This is a genomic window from Pseudomonas sp. TMW22090, assembly GCF_022496665.1.
GTDB lineage: Bacteria > Pseudomonadota > Gammaproteobacteria > Pseudomonadales > Pseudomonadaceae > Aquipseudomonas > Aquipseudomonas gregormendelii.
Genome location: NZ_SCFH01000005.1, coordinates 30,966 through 47,650, shown reverse-complemented (window position 1 = coordinate 47,650; position 16,685 = coordinate 30,966). Strand labels below are relative to the sequence as shown.

The 16,685-nt window shown below is 60.4% G+C and carries 13 protein-coding genes and 1 tRNA gene; 4 read left to right on the top strand and 10 right to left on the bottom strand.

The features are described 5' to 3' along the window. Positions 1 to 96 precede the first annotated feature (96 nt). Positions 97 to 2,016 carry a phosphodiesterase DibA gene (gene dibA / locus EQV97_RS15360; protein WP_122840793.1) on the bottom strand — a complete coding sequence of 640 codons (1,920 nt, stop codon included), beginning with the start codon at positions 2,014 to 2,016 and terminating at the stop codon, positions 97 to 99. 145 nt (positions 2,017 to 2,161) lie between these two features. Here dibA and desA point away from each other — a divergent pair, with 145 nt between their 5' ends. Continuing rightward, positions 2,162 to 3,346 (top strand): delta-9 fatty acid desaturase DesA, encoded by a 1,185-nt coding sequence (desA, locus tag EQV97_RS15355; RefSeq protein WP_240889196.1) that lies wholly within the window; start codon positions 2,162 to 2,164, stop codon positions 3,344 to 3,346. A gap of 280 nt (positions 3,347 to 3,626) precedes the next feature. Next, positions 3,627 to 4,616: a sensor domain-containing diguanylate cyclase gene (locus tag EQV97_RS15350; protein ID WP_122840795.1), complete on the top strand. Its 990-nt coding sequence runs from the start codon at positions 3,627 to 3,629 to the stop codon at positions 4,614 to 4,616. 129 nt (positions 4,617 to 4,745) lie between these two features. Here the strand turns inward: EQV97_RS15350 and EQV97_RS15345 are convergent, their stop codons facing one another. The 3 genes from EQV97_RS15345 to gabD form a co-directional block, all read right to left on the bottom strand. Continuing rightward, the gene (locus EQV97_RS15345; RefSeq protein WP_122840796.1) at positions 4,746 to 5,960 is read right to left on the bottom strand and encodes an HDOD domain-containing protein; all 1,215 of its coding nucleotides are present in this window, start codon (positions 5,958 to 5,960) and stop codon (positions 4,746 to 4,748) included. Positions 5,961 to 6,101: 141 nt separating this feature from the next. Beyond that, the gene (gabT, locus tag EQV97_RS15340) at positions 6,102 to 7,379 is read right to left on the bottom strand and encodes a 4-aminobutyrate--2-oxoglutarate transaminase (protein ID WP_045059477.1); all 1,278 of its coding nucleotides are present in this window, start codon (positions 7,377 to 7,379) and stop codon (positions 6,102 to 6,104) included. Positions 7,380 to 7,564: 185 nt separating this feature from the next. Next, positions 7,565 to 9,007, bottom strand: coding sequence for an NADP-dependent succinate-semialdehyde dehydrogenase (gene gabD / locus EQV97_RS15335; RefSeq protein ID WP_122840797.1), 1,443 nt, complete (start codon positions 9,005 to 9,007; stop codon positions 7,565 to 7,567). A 349-nt stretch (positions 9,008 to 9,356) separates the two neighbouring features. On the opposite strand from gabD, the gene EQV97_RS15330 reads away from it, so the two are divergent. Beyond that, positions 9,357 to 9,433 (top strand) — tRNA-Arg (locus tag EQV97_RS15330). Between the two features lie 91 nt (positions 9,434 to 9,524). Here the strand turns inward: EQV97_RS15330 and EQV97_RS15325 are convergent. The 5 genes from EQV97_RS15325 to EQV97_RS15305 all read right to left on the bottom strand — a co-directional run bounded on the left by EQV97_RS15325 (position 9,525) and on the right by EQV97_RS15305 (position 13,274). Further along, positions 9,525 to 9,794, bottom strand: coding sequence for a hypothetical protein (locus EQV97_RS15325; protein WP_225571027.1), 270 nt, complete (start codon positions 9,792 to 9,794; stop codon positions 9,525 to 9,527). A gap of 11 nt (positions 9,795 to 9,805) precedes the next feature. After that, on the bottom strand, positions 9,806 to 10,363 hold the full coding sequence (locus tag EQV97_RS15320; RefSeq protein WP_240889195.1) for a hypothetical protein: 558 nt from the start codon (positions 10,361 to 10,363) through the stop codon (positions 9,806 to 9,808). Further along, complete coding sequence (locus EQV97_RS15315; protein WP_122840800.1) at positions 10,360 to 10,941, bottom strand: RNA polymerase sigma factor; 582 nt, start codon at positions 10,939 to 10,941, stop codon at positions 10,360 to 10,362. Before EQV97_RS15315 ends, EQV97_RS15320 begins: the two co-directional genes overlap by 4 nt. A gap of 1 nt (position 10,942) precedes the next feature. Further along, entirely contained in the window at positions 10,943 to 12,628 is a 1,686-nt protein-coding gene (locus tag EQV97_RS15310) for a VWA domain-containing protein (protein ID WP_240889194.1), read from the bottom strand. Between the two features lie 85 nt (positions 12,629 to 12,713). Then, positions 12,714 to 13,274: a YbhB/YbcL family Raf kinase inhibitor-like protein gene (locus EQV97_RS15305; RefSeq protein ID WP_240889193.1), complete on the bottom strand. Its 561-nt coding sequence runs from the start codon at positions 13,272 to 13,274 to the stop codon at positions 12,714 to 12,716. A gap of 139 nt (positions 13,275 to 13,413) precedes the next feature. Here EQV97_RS15305 and EQV97_RS15300 point away from each other — a divergent pair, with 139 nt between their 5' ends. After that, positions 13,414 to 14,943: an FAD-dependent oxidoreductase gene (locus EQV97_RS15300; RefSeq protein ID WP_122840803.1), complete on the top strand. Its 1,530-nt coding sequence runs from the start codon at positions 13,414 to 13,416 to the stop codon at positions 14,941 to 14,943. Between the two features lie 125 nt (positions 14,944 to 15,068). Here the strand turns inward: EQV97_RS15300 and EQV97_RS15295 are convergent, their stop codons facing one another. Continuing rightward, positions 15,069 to 16,574, bottom strand: coding sequence for a YdgA family protein (locus EQV97_RS15295; RefSeq protein WP_122840804.1), 1,506 nt, complete (start codon positions 16,572 to 16,574; stop codon positions 15,069 to 15,071). Positions 16,575 to 16,685: the final 111 nt, after the last annotated feature.

Sequence of the window (16,685 nt, the reverse complement as noted above, 5' to 3'; positions counted from 1 at the left end):
CATGAACACCGCCCATCCTCCGCCCCGTCGGAGCTGGCGAGTGAAACGAGGCTGCGATTGATGCTGCGCGATCTTTCAAGCAGACCACGAGAGGGTTTAACCGATATGCGGCGCCCGCGCCCAGTCGAGTTGCGCAGCAGGCATCGGTCGCGCGAACCAATAGCCCTGGCCCAGATCGCAGTCGTGCTCGAGCAGGAAACTGGCCTGCTCGACCTGCTCGATCCCTTCAGCGTGTACCTGCATGCCCATGCTCTTGGCCAACGCGATTATGACCCGCACGATCGCCACGTCGTCGTCGTCCCACGGCAGCCCGGCAACGAAACCCTGGTCGATCTTGAGTTTCTGTACGGGCAAGCGCTTGAGCCGCAGCAAGGATGAATAGCCGGTGCCAAAATCATCGATCGCCAGGCGCACGCCCAGCTCACGCAAGCGATGCATCTGCTCCAGCGCCACTTCCGGGTCATCCATTACCGCGCTCTCGGTCACCTCCAGCTCCAGATACGCCGGGTTGAGCCCTGTGTCGCGTAGCACCTGCGCCACCTGCTGGTACAGCTCACGGCGGGCAAACAGTCGCGCAGACACATTCACCGCAACAAACGACAACACAACGCCAGACTGCTGCCATTGGCACATCTGCTGACATGCCTGCTGCATGACCCAGGCATCAATTTCGGCGATCAAGCCGGTACGCTCGGCGATGGGAATGAACTCGGCAGGCGAAACCAACCCCCGCAGAGGGTGCTCCCAGCGCACCAGCGCCTCAACGCCGACCAGGCGACTGGTCTTCAGGTCGTGGACCGGCTGGTAATACACCCGCAGCTCATCCTGCTCCAGCGCCCTGCGTAACTCGAACGCGGTCTCGACCCGCTGCTGGGCCTGGGCCGTCAGTTCTTCGGTATAAAGCGCATAGCTGTCGCGGCCTGCATTTTTCGCCTTGGACAATGCCGCGTCCGCATTACGCAGCAACTGCGCAGCACTCAGGGCGTCGCTAGGGAACAGGCTGATGCCCACGCTGGCGTTGATGAACAGCTGATTGCCGTCGATCACGAAGGCTTCCTTGAAGCCGTCAATGATCCGCTGGGCCAGGGCCGCCGCATGGACCAGTTGCGGGCACCCCTCCGCCAGGACTGCAAATTCATCGCCCCCGAGGCGGGCCAGGGTAATGCCTGGCCCGAACATCGCCAGCAGCCGCTCGGCCACGGCCTTGAGCATCTGATCGCCCACGGTGTGACCGAGGCTGTCGTTGATCATCTTGAAGTGATCCAGGTCGATCACCAGCAGCGCGCAGCCACGCTTGTGCACCTGTGCCGATGCCACGGCCTGTTCGGCGCGGTCGGTGAACAGCAGGCGATTGGGCAAGTCGGTCAATGGGTCGTGATGGGCAAGATGGGTCAGCACATTCTCGGAATTCTTGATTGCGCTGATGTCGGAGAATACCGCCACGTATTGGCTGACCCGTCCATCATCGTCACGAACGATACGGATCGTCTGCCATTGCGGATAGATTTCCCCGCTTTTGCGCCGATTCCAGATTTCACCGCTCCACTCGCCAACACTGTTGAGCGTCTTGAACATGGCCTGGTAGAAGCTCGCCGGATGGCGACCGGATTTGAACAGGCTCGGTTGCTGGCCCATCACTTCTTCGCGCTGATAGCCGGTGATCTGCATGAACGCCCGGTTAACGTGAACGATCAATCCTTTGTCATTTGTGACCAGCACGCCTTCGCGGGTGCAATCAAACACGGCTGCGGCCTGACGCAGCCGCTCTCTATCCGCAGAACGCTCAGCCAACTGCGCACCAATCCCAAGGCAGCGGAACAAACGCGTGCGGGCAATGAAAATAATTCCCGCGCTCAGCAATAGCCAGATGTAGCCGTTGATCGTTTGCCAGTGCAACGCCTCGGCCGAATCATCGAAGAAACTGTTTAATGCAAAACCGCTGAGCGAAACCCAGAGGACGGAAAGCAGCAGATACAGCAGTGCTGCACGCAGGGCATCGCGATAGGTAGCAGACATTCGGTCGTCCATGTCCCTCAAAATGATTGGAATTATAGGGCAAAGAAACATCCAGCCACTCTTATCTGAAAGGGTGACTGGTTTTATCTGTGAGCTTGGTGATAATGCGAGGGCTGTTTTTTCTTTATCGAGGGCCCTACAGCCTATGTGGTACGAAGGTTTTCTTGGCTTGTCGCCTTGGTCACTGGTGGCAGTCACCCTGCTGATGACCCACATCACAATCATCGGCGTCACTGTCTATCTGCATCGCTATTCAGCCCATCGCTCGCTTGAGCTCAATGCCGGCCTGAAACATTTCTTCCGCTTCTGGCTGTGGTTGACCACGGCGCAGAACACCCGTGAGTGGACCGCTATCCACCGCAAGCATCACGCTAAATGCGAAACCGTCGATGACCCGCACAGTCCGGTCGTCAAGGGCCTGTCCACCGTTTTGCGCAAAGGTGCGGAGCTGTATCGCGCCGAAGCGGAAAATCCGGAGACCCTGCGCATCTACGGCAAGAACTGCCCGGAAGACTGGATCGAACGTAACCTGTATAGCCGCTTTCCGCTACTGGGTGTGGCAATCATGGGTATCATCGACGTGTTGCTGTTCGGCACCATCGGCATCACCATCTGGGCCATCCAGATGATGTGGATCCCTGTGTGGGCGGCCGGCGTGGTCAACGGCCTGGGCCATGCCATCGGTTATCGCAACTTCGAATGCCGCGATGCGGCCACCAACCTGGTGCCTTGGGGCATCCTGATTGGCGGCGAAGAACTGCACAACAACCACCACACCTACCCCAACTCGGCAAAACTGTCGGTAAAGAAGTGGGAGTTCGACCTCGGCTGGGCCTGGATCCAGGTTTTCAGCTTCCTGCGCCTGGCCAAGGTTCAGCGGGTCGCGCCAATTGCCCATCGGGTTGAAGGCAAAGGCAACCTGGACATGGATACCGCCATGGCGATCCTCAACAATCGTTTCCAGATCATGGCCCAGTACCGCAAATTGGTCATCGCGCCCCTGGTCAAGCAAGAGCTGGAAAAGGTCGATCACTCCGTTCGCCACCAGTTCCACCGGGCCAAGCGCCTGTTGTCGCGTGAAACCAGCCTGCTGGATGACAAACATCATGTGCGGATCCAGACCATGCTCGAGCACAGTCATGCACTGAAGGTCATCTACGAGAAGCGCCTGGCTTTGCAGCAGATCTGGGTCAAGACCAGTTCCAACGGTCACGACATGCTGGCAGCCATCAAGGACTGGATTCACGAGGCTGAAGCCAGCGGGATTCAATCCCTGCGTGACTTCGCCGACCAGCTGAAAACCTACTCCTTGCGCCCCGCCAACGCCTGAGCCCAGGCAGAGCACCTCGCCCGAGGTGCTCTGGGACAGCAAGCCGCGCTCCTGTGGCGAGTAAGCTTGCTCCCGCTCGTTTTTTGCGCAGCACACGCCCCCTGAACAACCGCTGTACGCGATAAACCCCTTCGCTTACCGCCCGGCGGGCGCATCCCCCTGCTCTCCCCACCCCGGGAACTTAGTTCCAAATCCCCTATCTCAAAAGCACTTCGCCACCCTGGCGGTCTTCGTTGCAGCCGCTGCCGAACTCGCGGCACGCTCTTTGAGATTAGTGTCGATGGTCGATAAAAACCTGCAGGATTCTTCCCCGCCGCAATGGCCAGAGGCCGCGCAGACCCTGATGGCGCTGATGCAGGCCCGAGGCGAGGTCGCGCGCTTGAGTGAACGCGAACAGCTGTTGAGCTCGCTGCTGGTGAGCGTCAACGCGGTGCTGTGGGCATTCAACTGGGAAACCCGCGAGGTGCTCTACGTCAGCCCGGCCTACGAACGGATTTTCGGTCGCCCCACCGACCCGTTGCTGGCCGACTACAACCAGTGGCGCGACAGCGTTTACCCGGATGACCTGGAAGAAGCCGAGCGCAGCCTGGCCTCCGTGCTGGACAAAGGCTCGGTCGAAGACCGTGAATATCGAATCGTTACCGCCGACGGCCAGGTACGCTGGCTGAGCGACAAGTGCTTTATCAACCGCCAGGGCGAGCCGGGCCAGCCTTTGATCATCGTCGGCATTGCCGAAGACATCACCGAAAAAAAGCACCTCGAAACCGAATTGCAACGCCTGGCCACTACCGACGAATTGACCGAGAGCAGCAACCGCCGGCATTTTTTCGAATGCGCCAACCACGAGTTCGAGCGGGCGCGAACCCAGGGCACCCCGCTGTCGTTCCTGATGCTGGATATCGATGATTTCAAGACCGTGAACGACACCTATGGCCACCAGGAAGGCGATAACGTATTGCAACGCATCGCTGAGTGCGGTCGCGCCGCATTGCGTCGTGGTGACGTGTTCGGGCGCATCGGCGGAGAGGAGTTTGCGGCAGTGTTTCCAGGCTGCGAGCCCGGGGTGGCCATGCAGGTGGCCGAGCGCCTGCAACGGGAAATTCAACAACTGAGCTTCAGCCACGACAGCCGGACTTTCACTATCACCATCAGCCAGGGCCTGACCAGCCTCTTGCCTGAGGATGACAGTGTCGACAGCCTGTTCTCCCGGGCCGATGCCGCGATGTACGAAGCCAAGCGACAGGGCAAGAACCGGATCATCCCCGGCTGATTCGCTACGGCACGGCCCCTGCAGGAGCTGCCGAGAGAGACGAGGCTGCGATCTTTTGATTTGGGGCTAACCAAAGATTACAAGATCAAAAGATCGCAGCCTTCGGCAGCTCCTACGGGGCGGGGGCGGCTATTTTTTGCGCAACCGCACCAACTCCGGCAGGCCGATCTGCAGCAACCTCGCCGTGCGCCCCTTGGCCAGCGCCTCAAGCCCCTCATCCTCGCCCAGGCCCGCCAGTTGAGCCGCCATGTTCATCACCAGCGCTTCGCGGGAATAAACCCCGCCACCGAGCTGATAGACCGCCGCGATCAGCTCTCGCAGCTCCAGCGGCAGGCGCCAGCGGGTGCGCAGCGCCGAACCGTAAGCGGCCGCAAATCCACTCAGCGCCTCGTCGACCTGAGCCAACTCGTCAAGCTCGCCGCCGGCCTGCTTCCATTCCTGCAAACAACGCAGCAAGGCCAGGTCACCCAGCCGATGCAGCATGCCCGCGCAATAACAGCGCTCCTGGTCCAGGTCGAGAAGACGGGCCAGGGTCCGCGCGTATTCGGCGGTATGCAGCGACAAGTCCCAATAACGCTCGGCGTAATCCGCCAGGTACGGGTCGCTGAGCCGCGCGCTGCGCTTGAGGGTCAGCCCCAGAATCAGGTTCATGCTCTGCCCGCAGCCCAGGCGATGCAGGGCCTGGGCCAAGGTTTGCACGGCAGCGCCGCGGTGTTGGGCGGCGCTGTTGGCGGCGGCGATCAGCACGGCGGTAATCTGCGGATCGGTACGCGTTTCCTCTTCGAGGACGGTCAGGTCAAGCCCCCCGGGGTTAAGGCTGCGTTTGACCGCTACCTCCACATCGGTCATCAGTGGTGCACCGTCAGCCAGCGTCCGCCGGCGCTCCAGATACACCGCCAAGGTCATGCCCGCCGCCAGGGCCGGCACTTCACAAAAAACTTCCTGCCCGGCATCAAGCAGCAGATCCTGCAATCGCTGGGTCAGGTTTTCCATGTTCAACGGCTTGGTCAGGTAAGCCGTAGGCGCCAACGGTAAGGCTTCGCGCACGCTGGCGCTGTCATTGCGGCTGCTCATCAGAATGAACGGCAACGGCGGATTGCGCTTGCGCTGGCGAACGCTGCGCAACACATTCAAGCCATCCACACCAGGCAACGCCCAGTCGACGATCACCAGGTCGTAGGCGTTTTCCGCCAGTCGCGACAACGCGTCCTGGCCATCGGCACAGAGATCGATGCGAGCATCGCAGCGCACGTTCAGCAGCACTTGCTGGAGCAAATCCCGCGACCAGGGATCCGCCTCGGCAATCAGCACTCGAGGTACAGCGGGTAACTCAACGGCTCTCATGCAAACAGGCTCTCCTCTCAATGCATGCACCATAGTCAATGCAGGCCACAGGAAACAGCGCTGTGGGTTTCATGTACAAAAAAACCCGCCGAAGCGGGTTTTTTTGTCGATCAGCTCACACTTTCATAAGAGCACTTTAGATCAAAGCTCCGAGAAGCACTCTTCGATGATTGCCAGACCTTGGTCCAGTTGCTCATCCGGCGAAGTCAGTGGTACCAGTACGCGCAGAACGTTGCCGTAGGTGCCGCAGGACAGCAGGATCAGGCCTTTGTCGCGAGCCTTGGCCACAACGGCAGCGACTGCCGGTGCGTTTGGCTTGTGGCTGTCGCCGTCTACGAACAGCTCGACCGCGATCATCGCGCCAAGGGCACGTACTTCACCGATCACTGGATACTTGGACTGGATGGCTTTCAGGCCAGTGACCAGACGCTCGCCGACTGCCTTGCAGCGGTCCAGCAGGTGTTCTTCTTCGAACACTTCCATCACCGCCAGCGCAGCAGCGCACGCGATCGGGCTACCGGCGTAGGTACCGCCCAGGCCGCCTGGAGCAATGGCGTCCATGTATTCAGCCTTGCCGCACACACCCGCCAGCGGGAAGCCGCCAGCGATGGACTTGGCGAAGGTGGTCAGGTCGGCAGAAACACCCATCTGTTCCATGGCGAAGAACGTGCCGGTACGGCCAGCGCCAGTCTGCACTTCGTCAGCGATCAGCAGGATGCCGTGCTGGTCGCACAGGGCGCGCAGACGCTTCATGAACTCTTTAGGCGCGACGTAGAAACCGCCTTCACCCTGAACCGGCTCGATGATGATCGCAGCGATGTCACGCGGCTCGGCATCGTTCTTGAAAATGCGTTCGATGCTGGCGATCGAGTCGTCGACGCTCACGCCGTGCAGTTCGTTCGGGTACAGCGCGCGGAAGATGCCGCCTGGCATCAGGCCCATGCCGGCCGAGTAAGGCACGACTTTACCGGTCAGGCCCAGGGTCATCATGGTGCGACCGTGGTAGGCGCCAGTGAACGCGATCACGCCGGCACGGCCAGTGGCGGCCCGGGCGATTTTCACGGCGTTCTCTACAGCTTCGGAACCGGTGGTCACCAGCAGGGTTTTCTTGGCGAAATCACCAGGCACCTTGGCGTTGATTTTTTCGCAAAGCTCTACGTACGGTTCGTAGGCCAGCACCTGGAAGCAGGTGTGGGTCAGCTTGTTCAGCTGCGCGGTCACGGCGGCGATGATTTTCGGGTGCACGTGACCCGTGTTCAGTACTGCGATACCGCCGGCGAAGTCGATGAACTCGCGACCTTCAACGTCGGTAACGGTAGCGTTTTTCGCGGACTCGGCGAAGATCGGGTGAATCTGGCCAACACCGCGTGGTACAGCGGCTTCGCGGCGTTTCATCAAAGAAGCGTTAGTCTTGCTCATAAAGTCCTCATTCGCCGCTCATCGGGCGGCGTGGTTCAAGGAAAATGCGGCGGGGAGGCAACTACGGCAGCATGCGATGATCGACTGCCATAGCTTTCCCGGCCACAGAGAAAATTCCGGTTGAAACGCAGAAAGGGTCAGCGCTCTCGTGCCCTTTCCGCTTATTGCATTCCCGTCAGCCGAGCTTAGATGCCCAGGCAGAGGTATTTGATTTCCAGGTAATCTTCGATGCCGTACTTGGAGCCTTCACGGCCCAGGCCGGAAGCCTTTATACCGCCAAAAGGCGCGACTTCGTTGGAGATCAACCCGGTGTTGACGCCGACCATACCGTATTCCAGGGCTTCAGCCACACGGAATACACGGCCCAGGTCACGGGCATAGAAGTACGACGCCAGGCCGAACTCGGTGTCGTTGGACATCGCGATCACTTCGGCTTCGTCTTTGAAGCGGAACAGCGGCGCCAATGGGCCGAAGGTTTCTTCCTTGGCCACGGCTGCGTTGTTAGGCACGTTGGTCAGGATGGTCGGCTCGAAGAAGTTGCCTTCGATGGATTTGCCACCCGACAGCACGGTGGCGCCTTTGGCCACGGCGTCGGCAATGTGTTCCTTGACCTTGGCCACTGCTTTTTCATCGATCAGCGGGCCAGTGGTGGTGCCGTCTTCCAGACCGTTGCCGATCTTGAGTTTGGCCACGGCCACTTTCAGTTTTTCAGCGAACGCATCGTAGACCGAGTCCTGAATGTACAGGCGGTTGGCGCAGACGCAGGTCTGGCCGTTGTTGCGGTACTTGGAAATGATCGCGCCTTCGACGGCCTTATCCAGGTCCGCGTCGTCGAACACGATGAACGGCGCGTTGCCACCCAGCTCAAGGGACACTTTCTTGATGTCCTTGGCGCATTCAGCCATCAACTGGCGACCGATTTCAGTCGAGCCGGTGAAGGACAGTTTACGCACGATCGGGTTGCTGGTCAGCTCGCTGCCGATGTCGCCGGCGCTGCCGGAAACAACGCTGAACACGCCAGCAGGAATGCCGGCACGCTGGGCCAGCTCAGCCAGGGCGAACGCCGAGAACGGAGTCTGCGAAGCAGGCTTGAGCACCATGGTGCAACCGGCGGCCAGGGCCGGGCCGGCTTTACGGGTGATCATCGCGGCCGGGAAGTTCCACGGGGTAATTGCCGCGGTCACGCCGATAGGCTGCTTGATCACGATCAGGCGCTTGTCTGGCTGGTGGCCCGGAATCACGTCACCGTAGACGCGCTTGGCTTCTTCGGCGAACCACTCGATGAAGGAAGCGGCGTAGACGATTTCGCCCTTGGCTTCGGCCAATGGCTTGCCCTGCTCCAGGGTCATCAGGCGAGCCAGGTCGTCCTGGTTTTCGATGATCAGTTCGAACCAGCGACGCAGCTTGTTCGCACGGTCCTTGGCGGTCAGTGCACGCCAGGCCGGGAGCGCCTTGTCGGCGGCTTCGATTGCACGACGGGTTTCGGCAGCGCCCATTTTCGGCACGGTGCCCAGAATTTCGCCCGTTGCCGGGTTGTTGACCTTGATCGTCTGACCACTGTCCGCATCGACCCAAGCGCCATCGATGAAGGCTTGCTGGCGGAACAACTGGGTGTCTTTAAGCTGCATGTCGGCTTTCCTTAACAGCACCGCGCCGGGCGCGGAGCAAATTATGATTGTAGAAAGGCGCCTTATAGGCTGCCGTCAGGGAAATCATTCACCGGGCTGAAGCACATAAATAGCGCACGGATTGGACTCGCGCGGTTCAGCACCCAGACAAGAGCGTTTGAAATCTCAAACGAATCCTAGGATCAAAGGGGGTAAAGGACAATAGCCTGTTCGAAAAAAAGAACGAAAACCGTTCATTTGCCCATTTTTTCTGATCAACGTGACAACCGTCCGTTCGGCGGCCAAAAAAACACAGGCGATTCAGCAGCATGGACGCCCGCAGCGCTTATGAGTATCATGGCGCCCGCTTGCACCAGTAGCTCAGCTGGATAGAGTACTGCCCTCCGAAGGCAGTGGTCGTGGGTTCGAATCCCGCCTGGTGCACCATAGTAGAAACGAAAAAGCCCCAGGCCTTAAGGTCTGGGGCTTTTTTTGTGGGTGGTGTCTCGACCTGAATCAGGTTTACTCCGCAGCTCCCTCACTCCGTAGTCCAATCAAACTCATCATATTCATCATCCCCCTCCTCATCCTCGAACACCTCATCATCAAGGTCATCCTCCTCCAAGGCCTGCTCCTTCTCCTGAGCCAACAGGAATTCCTTGCGGCTCTCGGTCACTGCCCGCCTTAGTTCCTCTCCCTTCACCGGGCAGTTGAGCATTTGGGCGATGCGGTCGATTTTTTTCGCCATGGCTTCCTCCAACGCATCGGCTATGGCCCGATAGTGCGCGCTTTCAGGGTTGGTTGCCAAATGGCGGACCGTTATCGGTGCTGGTTTTTCTGCAGTTCCTTGAGCCGGTCGTCCAGGTTTTCGTTGGAGAAACGTTGTTTCAGCGACTCTAACAACTTGTCCGCCGCTGGTTTCTGACCGATTTCCTGCAGGCGCACCACCTCAAGCAACTGCTCATCCAGGCTCTTTGCCGGCGCTGCCATGCGTTTGCTGACTTTGGCTTCGTCGGCCATTTGCGCACGCATCGATTCACGCTGCGCAGGCGCGGCGAGTTCGGCCATCGGCGCTGCAGGTGCCGGGGCGGAGGCTTTGGGGGTTGGCGCGAAGTCGTAGGCGGGCTCCCGCTCGGGACCGGGTTGCACCAGCGCCAGCATCAGCGCGACGCCGACCAGGCTGGCGAATGCGACTTGCCAGCGCGGCTTTTGGCAGGCTTGCGACCACCGCTGCCAGAGGCTTGCCTTGGGTGCCGGGGTTTCTCGATGCGCTGCGGCGAGGATGAACGCATCCAGGTGTGCCGGTGGCTCGTCGGTAGACTGTTCACGAAAGTGTTTTACCACTTCCTCTTCGGGTGATTTACGGGCGTCAGTCATGTCAGTACCTCCTCGGCCAGCAGCCGACGCAGTTTTTGCTGGGCGTAACGCAAGCGACTCTTGACGGTTTCCAGCGGTGTTTCAGTGAGGGTGGCGATCTGTGGCAAGTCGAGATCGCCGTGGGCACGCAACAGGAACACTTCGCGCTGGTCCGCCGGCAGGGTTTGCAGGGCGGTTTCCAGGCGCTGGGTGTCGCGGCTCAGGCTCAGTAATTGCGCGGGATCGGCGGCGTCATCAGGCAAGGCGTGGACCTGTTCGTCATAGCTGTCGTGCAAAGGGTTACGAATTCCGTGTTTGCGCCAGTGGTCGATCAGTCGATTGCGGGCAATCTGGTACAACCATGTACGAAAATTCGCCCGGCCTTGTGGCTGGCTGGTGCTGCGGATCAGGCTCAGCCAGGTGTCCTGGTACACCTCTTCGGCCAGCTCGGCTTTACCGCTGAGGCCAAGAAGGAATCGGTACAGTCCCTGGCGGTGGCGGGCGTACAGGATCTCGAACGCTGCGCTTTCGCCAGAGCGATAGCGCGACAGCAGGGATTCGTCGCTGCTGGTGGCCGAGCTTGGGGGTGGGGCAGTCATGTCAGCGGGTCTCTTGGATCATTGCCTGATGTTCGGTGGTTTGCAGGCTTTGCGCCAGCTCGACCAACTGCACGAACTCCGCTCGCAGGCCAAACCGGTCTTCGCCCCGAGCACCACGGGCCAGTGCCTCAGTGTCTTTCAGACTGAAGCTGGCGGTATAGCGCCCGTCCTTCAGCTGCTGGGAAAAAGCTGCCACGGCTGCGGCGAATCGCAGATCGTCAGAGGCGGCTTCGGCTTGGCCTGCAACGATCGGGTGTTCAATCAAGCGACTATTCCCACCTTGCGGCAGCTGATAACGCACGCGCAGCATGGCCATTTCCGTTGTCTTGGTGGCATCAATGCTGGCGGCCTGGCTGTAGCGCAGCGGCTCCAGCCAACCTTTCTCCCCCTTTGGAACAATTTCGTACAGGGCGGTTACCGTATGGCCTGCGCCGATTTCGCCAGCGTCGACCTTGTCGTTGCTGAAATCTTCGCGTTTCAAGGCGCGATTTTCATAGCCCAACAGGCGGTACTCGCTGACCTGGGCCGGATTAAACTCCACTTGCAGCTTCACGTTTTTCGCGACGACCGCGAGGGTTGAACCGAGCTGGTCGACCAGGACCTTGCGCGCCTCGCGCAGGTTGTCGATATAGGCGTAGTTGCCATCGCCCGCGTCGGCCAGTTGCTCCATCAGGTGTTCATTGTAGTTATCCACTCCGAAACCCAATGTGGTCAGGGAAACACCGGACTTGCGCTTGTCCGCCGCCATTTGCTTGAGGCTGTCGAAGTCGCTGATGCCGACGTTGAAGTCGCCATCCGTGGCCAGCAGGATGCGGTTGATACCATTTGCAATGAACGCCTGCCGTGCCATCTGGTAGGCCAGTTCGATGCCTGATGCGCCCGCGGTCGAGCCGCCCGCCGATAACTGATCGATGGCGGTACGAATTTTCGCTTTTTCCCGTCCGGATGTCGGCTCCAGCACCACACGAGATTCACCGGCGTACACCACCAGCGACACGCGATCCTGGTCGCGCAGTTGATCGACCAGCAGTTTCAGCGTGCTCTTGACCAGCGGCAGGCCTTCGCGACGGTCCATCGACCCGGATACATCCACCAGGAAGACCAGGTTTGCCGGGGCCAGGTCCGCCACGGCACGGTCCGACGCCTTGATGCCGATGCGCAGCAACCGGGTGTGCGGATTCCAGGGAGTTGGCGCCAGCTCCGTGGTCACGCCAAAGGGCGAGCCGTCGGTGGGCAAGGCGTAGTCGTAGGGAAAGTAGTTGACCATTTCTTCCAGGCGCACCGCTCCTTCGGGCGGCAGGCGCCCCTGGTTGAGCAAGCGCCGGACATTGGCGTAGGCGCCGGTGTCGACGTCGGCACTGAAGGTTGAGAGCGGCGTTTGAGCCACGCTGTGAATCGGGTTATCGGCCAGCGCCTGATACTGCTCGCGCTGCTGGTCCTGGTAGCCCGCAGGGGATGCTTCTGGCATTGGGGCAAAAGTCGCCAGCGGCGCTGCTCGCACAGTGCGCTTGGCCGCGGCGGCATCGCCAAGGACCAAGGCTTCGGTCTTCAACTCAGCTTGCGCGGGTGCTGAGGCAATCGAAGCGGAGTCTGGCGTGGACGAGACACCGCAGCCGGCCGTCGCCAGCAGCAGGCCCGCGGCGAAACCCTGGGCGGCCGGGCGGAGGAAATGCAGAGGGAGGGACATGGGGGCTGACCTCAAGGAAGATGATCCATTCATCCTTTGAGACGGGCAGCCCGGCAGGTTCGGGTTAACTCACCGGAAAAAATATTCAGCGGTGATAACGGCGCACTACGCTGCTGTTCTTCAGCACATGCCCTTTGATCTTTTCCAGCAACTGGGTACGCGTCAGGCCGGCGGGCAAGGCGTCGGGAGCGAGGTCCAGGGCGTAAAGCTGGATGATGTAGTGGTGGGCGCTGTCGCCGACAGGCGGACAAGGACCGACGTAGGCCTTGGTGCCCTTGCTGTTCAGGCCACCGACTCCGTCGAGCGTGGACTTGGTGCCCGCACCTTCGGCAATCTGATGGGTAGAGGCCTTGATGCCGTAATGCAGCCAATGATCGACGCCCTGGCCTTTTTGCCCGTCGGGGTCATGCATCACGATCGCGTAGCTCAAGGTGCCGGCCGGGCCGGCATTCCAGCTCAGTGCCGGGGAAACGTTGTGGCCGCCGCAGCCTTCGGCGTCGCTGGCTGCCGCGGCAGTGAACAGCCGGTCATCGGAGACGCCCGGAATGTTAACGGTGAAACGCTCCTGGGCCTGGGCCGGCAGTTGTACGAAAAAGGCAACTGCAAGGGCCGCCAGCCAAGGGGTCAAAGAGGTCAATCGGGTCATTGCGGAGCACCTGGTGCGGGTGGGGCCAACGTCGGCTTGCGAACTATAGCCGCACCGTTCGCGCCGTGGCAGAGGGATTTGGCTGAACCTCGCGATCGGCCGCCCAGTCTTAATGGAAATGCCTGCCTGGAGAGCGATCATGGCCTTGCAACGCGTTGCCCAATTCGCCGATATACCGGAACACCGTGGTCTGGAAGTCGAGGTCGCGGGGACGAAAATCGTTCTGCTGCGGGTTGGCGATGAGTTGCGCGCCTACCAGGGCGAGTGCCCACATGCCGGGGCGCCGCTGGCGGAGGGAGCGCTGTGCAACGGGCGGCTGATTTGTCCGTGGCACAAAGCCGCGTACCGAATGGAAGATGGCGCCCTCTGCGAACCGCCTGCCCTCGACAGCCTCAAGCGTTACCCACTGCAAATGCGCGATGATCAGGTGTGGGTCGATGATCAACCGCTACCAGCCGCCAATACCCCACCCGCCGACGATGAGCGAACCTTCTTGATAGTCGGTGCGGGTGCCGCAGGGACAGCGGCTGCGGCTGCGCTGAGGGAAAAAGGCTTCGGTGGCCGAATCCAGCTGGTCGATCGCGAAGCAGAAGCGGGCTACGACCGGACGGTGTTGAGCAAGTTTGTGTTGTCCGCTGAAATGTCGCCGCAAGAAGTCCCGCCCCTGCGCGACGAGCACTTCTACCAAGAGCAGCGGATCGAGCGATTGACCGGCGAAGTAGCACGCCTGGACGCCGACAACCAGACTCTGGAGCTCACTAACGGACAGACCCTTGCCTACGACGCCGCCTTGCTCGCCACCGGAGGCACCCCCAATCCGCTCAAGCTGCCCGGCGCCGACCTGCCACAGGTCTTCGTCTTGCGCTCCAGAAATCAGGCGCAAGAGATCATGCAGTCGGCAAAACCCGGACAGAAAGCCGTGATCATCGGCGACAGTTTCATTGCCCTGGAGTGTGCAGGGGCCCTGCGTGAATACGGCCTGGACGTAACGATTCTGGCCCGCCATACAGTGCCCTTCGCCAGGCAGTTCGGCGACACTGTCGGCAAAGCCATTCGCGCCCGACATGAGGCCCACGGCGTGCGCTTTCATACCGACGGTGAAGCTGCCGGAATCGAAGGCAGCGAAAAAGTCGAAGCCGTGCTGCTGGACAACGGCCAGCGCTTACCCGCAGACCTGGTGCTGGCGGGGATTGGGGTGACTCCCGCGACCGAGGCATTTTCAGATCTGCCCAGAGCCGAAGATCAGTCTTTGCTGGTCGACGGCGGCATGCGCCTAACCGAGGGTCTATGGGCAGTCGGTGATATCGCGACCTTCCCGCTCAACGGCCAGCCCCACCGCATCGAGCACTGGCGCCTGGCCCAGCAACAGGCGCGCATCGCCGCCGCGAACATGCTCGGGGGTGCTGAGCATTACCTCGACGTCCCGTATTTCTGGACCTGGCATTTCGGCAAGAACTACGACTACCTCGGGCACGCTGAAACGTGGGACGAGGTGGAGTTCAAGGGCGACCCCTACCATCCGCCGTTTATTGGGCTGTTTGGTCAACACGGAGTGGTCGCGGCTGCGGTTGCGTGCGATGAAGAGCGGGCGATGGCGATGCTGGCGGAACGTATGAAACAGCCGTTGTCCCTGGATGAAGCCTGGCGACTGATTCGCGATGCTCATTGAATTAGTTGCTGCAACATTCCCCGTAGGAGCTGCCTGAGGCTGCGATCTTTTGACTTACAAGATCAAAAGATCGCAGCCTTCGGCAGCTCCTACGGGGTCAGCGGTTCATCCGCCAGCGCGGGAGCTTACTCGACGGGTGCCGGAGCGCTGATTTTGCTCATGATGAAGCCGACAAACTCTTCAACGGTCATCTTCTGGCCATTGAACTCCACCAGGTTGTTGGCGTAGTGCAGCTTGGTGACGATGTTGTTGCCATCGAGTTTGGCAAACTCGCTGCCCACCGCCATGCTGCCGAACATGTCCGCAGTGGCCGTGGCCTGGTCGGCGATCAGCTTGGCATCGGTCTGGCCATCGATTTGTGACTGCACGCTGAACAGGTCAACCAACATCGGCTTGGACACTTGCACGTTGAGGTCCAGCAGAGCGATCAGCTGCTGAGTCAACTGATCCGGCGGCAGGTCCATCGATTTCGGCTTGGTCAGGTCGAGCACCAGGTTGGCCTTGCTTTCGCCGTTGGCGGTTTTCAGCGAGAGGTTTTCCAGTGCAACCTGCGGCCCGGCGGCCAGCAGTTTTTCCAGGCCGGTTTTTACCTGGGCCTCTTCAGCCGGGGTCAGCACCAGCTCCGGCGCCGGCAAACCTGCCGCTGCTGCTTCAGCCGCGGCCTTTTCGTAAGGTTGCAGTTTGGTCTGGTAAACCTGCATCAACGACATGGTCGCCGGAATATCCAGGTTCTTCAGGCTCATGGCCATCTGCGCGGAGCCGATGGTCTTGCCGTTCAGCGACACCTCGCCCACCTTGTAATCGGCACGGCCTGAAGCGCTGGTGCCCGATTCTTCGGTCTGGTTCTTCATTTCAAACTTCTTCAGGCCCAATACTGACTGGCCGGCACCGAAGGTGGTCTTGTTGTCGGTCAGCTCGACGGTGTTTTCGCCGACGTAATACCCGTAGCTACCCTTGGTCAGGTTGCTGGCGAAGGTCAGGCCGCCGAGTTCGACTTTAACCGGCGTCAGGTCCTCAGCCACGGTCGTGAGGGTCAGGCTGTCCATGTAACCGTTGGCCTTGACCTTTTTCGCCTGGGCGCTGGCATCGACGTCGACGTTCAATCCGGAAAACTTCAGCTGGGACTTGTCGTCAAGGGCGACGTCCAGCGGCAGCAACTGGAGGTTACCGTTGGTGGATTTGTCGTAGCCGATGTTGACCACGCCGGTGAGCGGGGATTTGTCCTTGGCCGCGGCGAACCATTTGGCGGTGAGTGGGGTTTTTTCCAGTTCGTAGTGACTGGTGGCCATGACTGGCAGCCACTTCAGCGACACGAGGCGGGAGAATGGCAGAGGGCCGTGCTCGATGTGGTCGACGAACAGTAACTCCACCGGGGCTTCACCGAACATCTCGCCTTCACCCTTGAGGCGGTAATGCGCGGTGCTGCTGAATATGTTGCGCTCCAGCGATACCAGCTCCAGCGACGCGGTGCCGTTGGAACCTACCAGCGCGGCTTGCAGCTCCTTGTTGGCATCGGCGATCGAGGTATTGAGCACGCCCTCAAGCTTGGTGCCGGTGTACCAGGCACCCCCTGCGCTGATTGCACCGATTGCCACGACAATTCCCAGAAGCACGCCTGCTGATTTATTCATGAATTACCCGATCAATGTCCGTTGTTTGAAGGTGTGTCGTCTTCCCTGAACCCGTGACGGGTTACGGACACGACTAAGCTGAAAGTGCGATGGAGATTAGCACCGGGCGCA

Excerpts from the sequence above, each read along its gene's own strand:
- dibA (WP_122840793.1), bottom strand. The coding sequence starts at position 2,016 with ATGTCTGCTACCTATCGCGATGCCCTGCGTGCAGCACTGCTGTATCTG.
- desA (WP_240889196.1), top strand. The coding sequence starts at position 2,162 with ATGTGGTACGAAGGTTTTCTTGGCTTGTCGCCTTGGTCACTGGTGGCA.
- EQV97_RS15350 (WP_122840795.1), top strand. The coding sequence starts at position 3,627 with ATGGTCGATAAAAACCTGCAGGATTCTTCCCCGCCGCAATGGCCAGAG.
- EQV97_RS15345 (WP_122840796.1), bottom strand. The coding sequence starts at position 5,960 with ATGAGAGCCGTTGAGTTACCCGCTGTACCTCGAGTGCTGATTGCCGAG.
- gabT (WP_045059477.1), bottom strand. The coding sequence starts at position 7,379 with ATGAGCAAGACTAACGCTTCTTTGATGAAACGCCGCGAAGCCGCTGTA.
- gabD (WP_122840797.1), bottom strand. The coding sequence starts at position 9,007 with ATGCAGCTTAAAGACACCCAGTTGTTCCGCCAGCAAGCCTTCATCGAT.
- EQV97_RS15320 (WP_240889195.1), bottom strand. The coding sequence starts at position 10,363 with ATGACTGACGCCCGTAAATCACCCGAAGAGGAAGTGGTAAAACACTTT.
- EQV97_RS15315 (WP_122840800.1), bottom strand. The coding sequence starts at position 10,941 with ATGACTGCCCCACCCCCAAGCTCGGCCACCAGCAGCGACGAATCCCTG.
- EQV97_RS15310 (WP_240889194.1), bottom strand. The coding sequence starts at position 12,628 with ATGTCCCTCCCTCTGCATTTCCTCCGCCCGGCCGCCCAGGGTTTCGCC.
- EQV97_RS15305 (WP_240889193.1), bottom strand. The coding sequence starts at position 13,274 with ATGACCCGATTGACCTCTTTGACCCCTTGGCTGGCGGCCCTTGCAGTT.
- EQV97_RS15300 (WP_122840803.1), top strand. The coding sequence starts at position 13,414 with ATGGCCTTGCAACGCGTTGCCCAATTCGCCGATATACCGGAACACCGT.
- EQV97_RS15295 (WP_122840804.1), bottom strand. The coding sequence starts at position 16,574 with ATGAATAAATCAGCAGGCGTGCTTCTGGGAATTGTCGTGGCAATCGGT.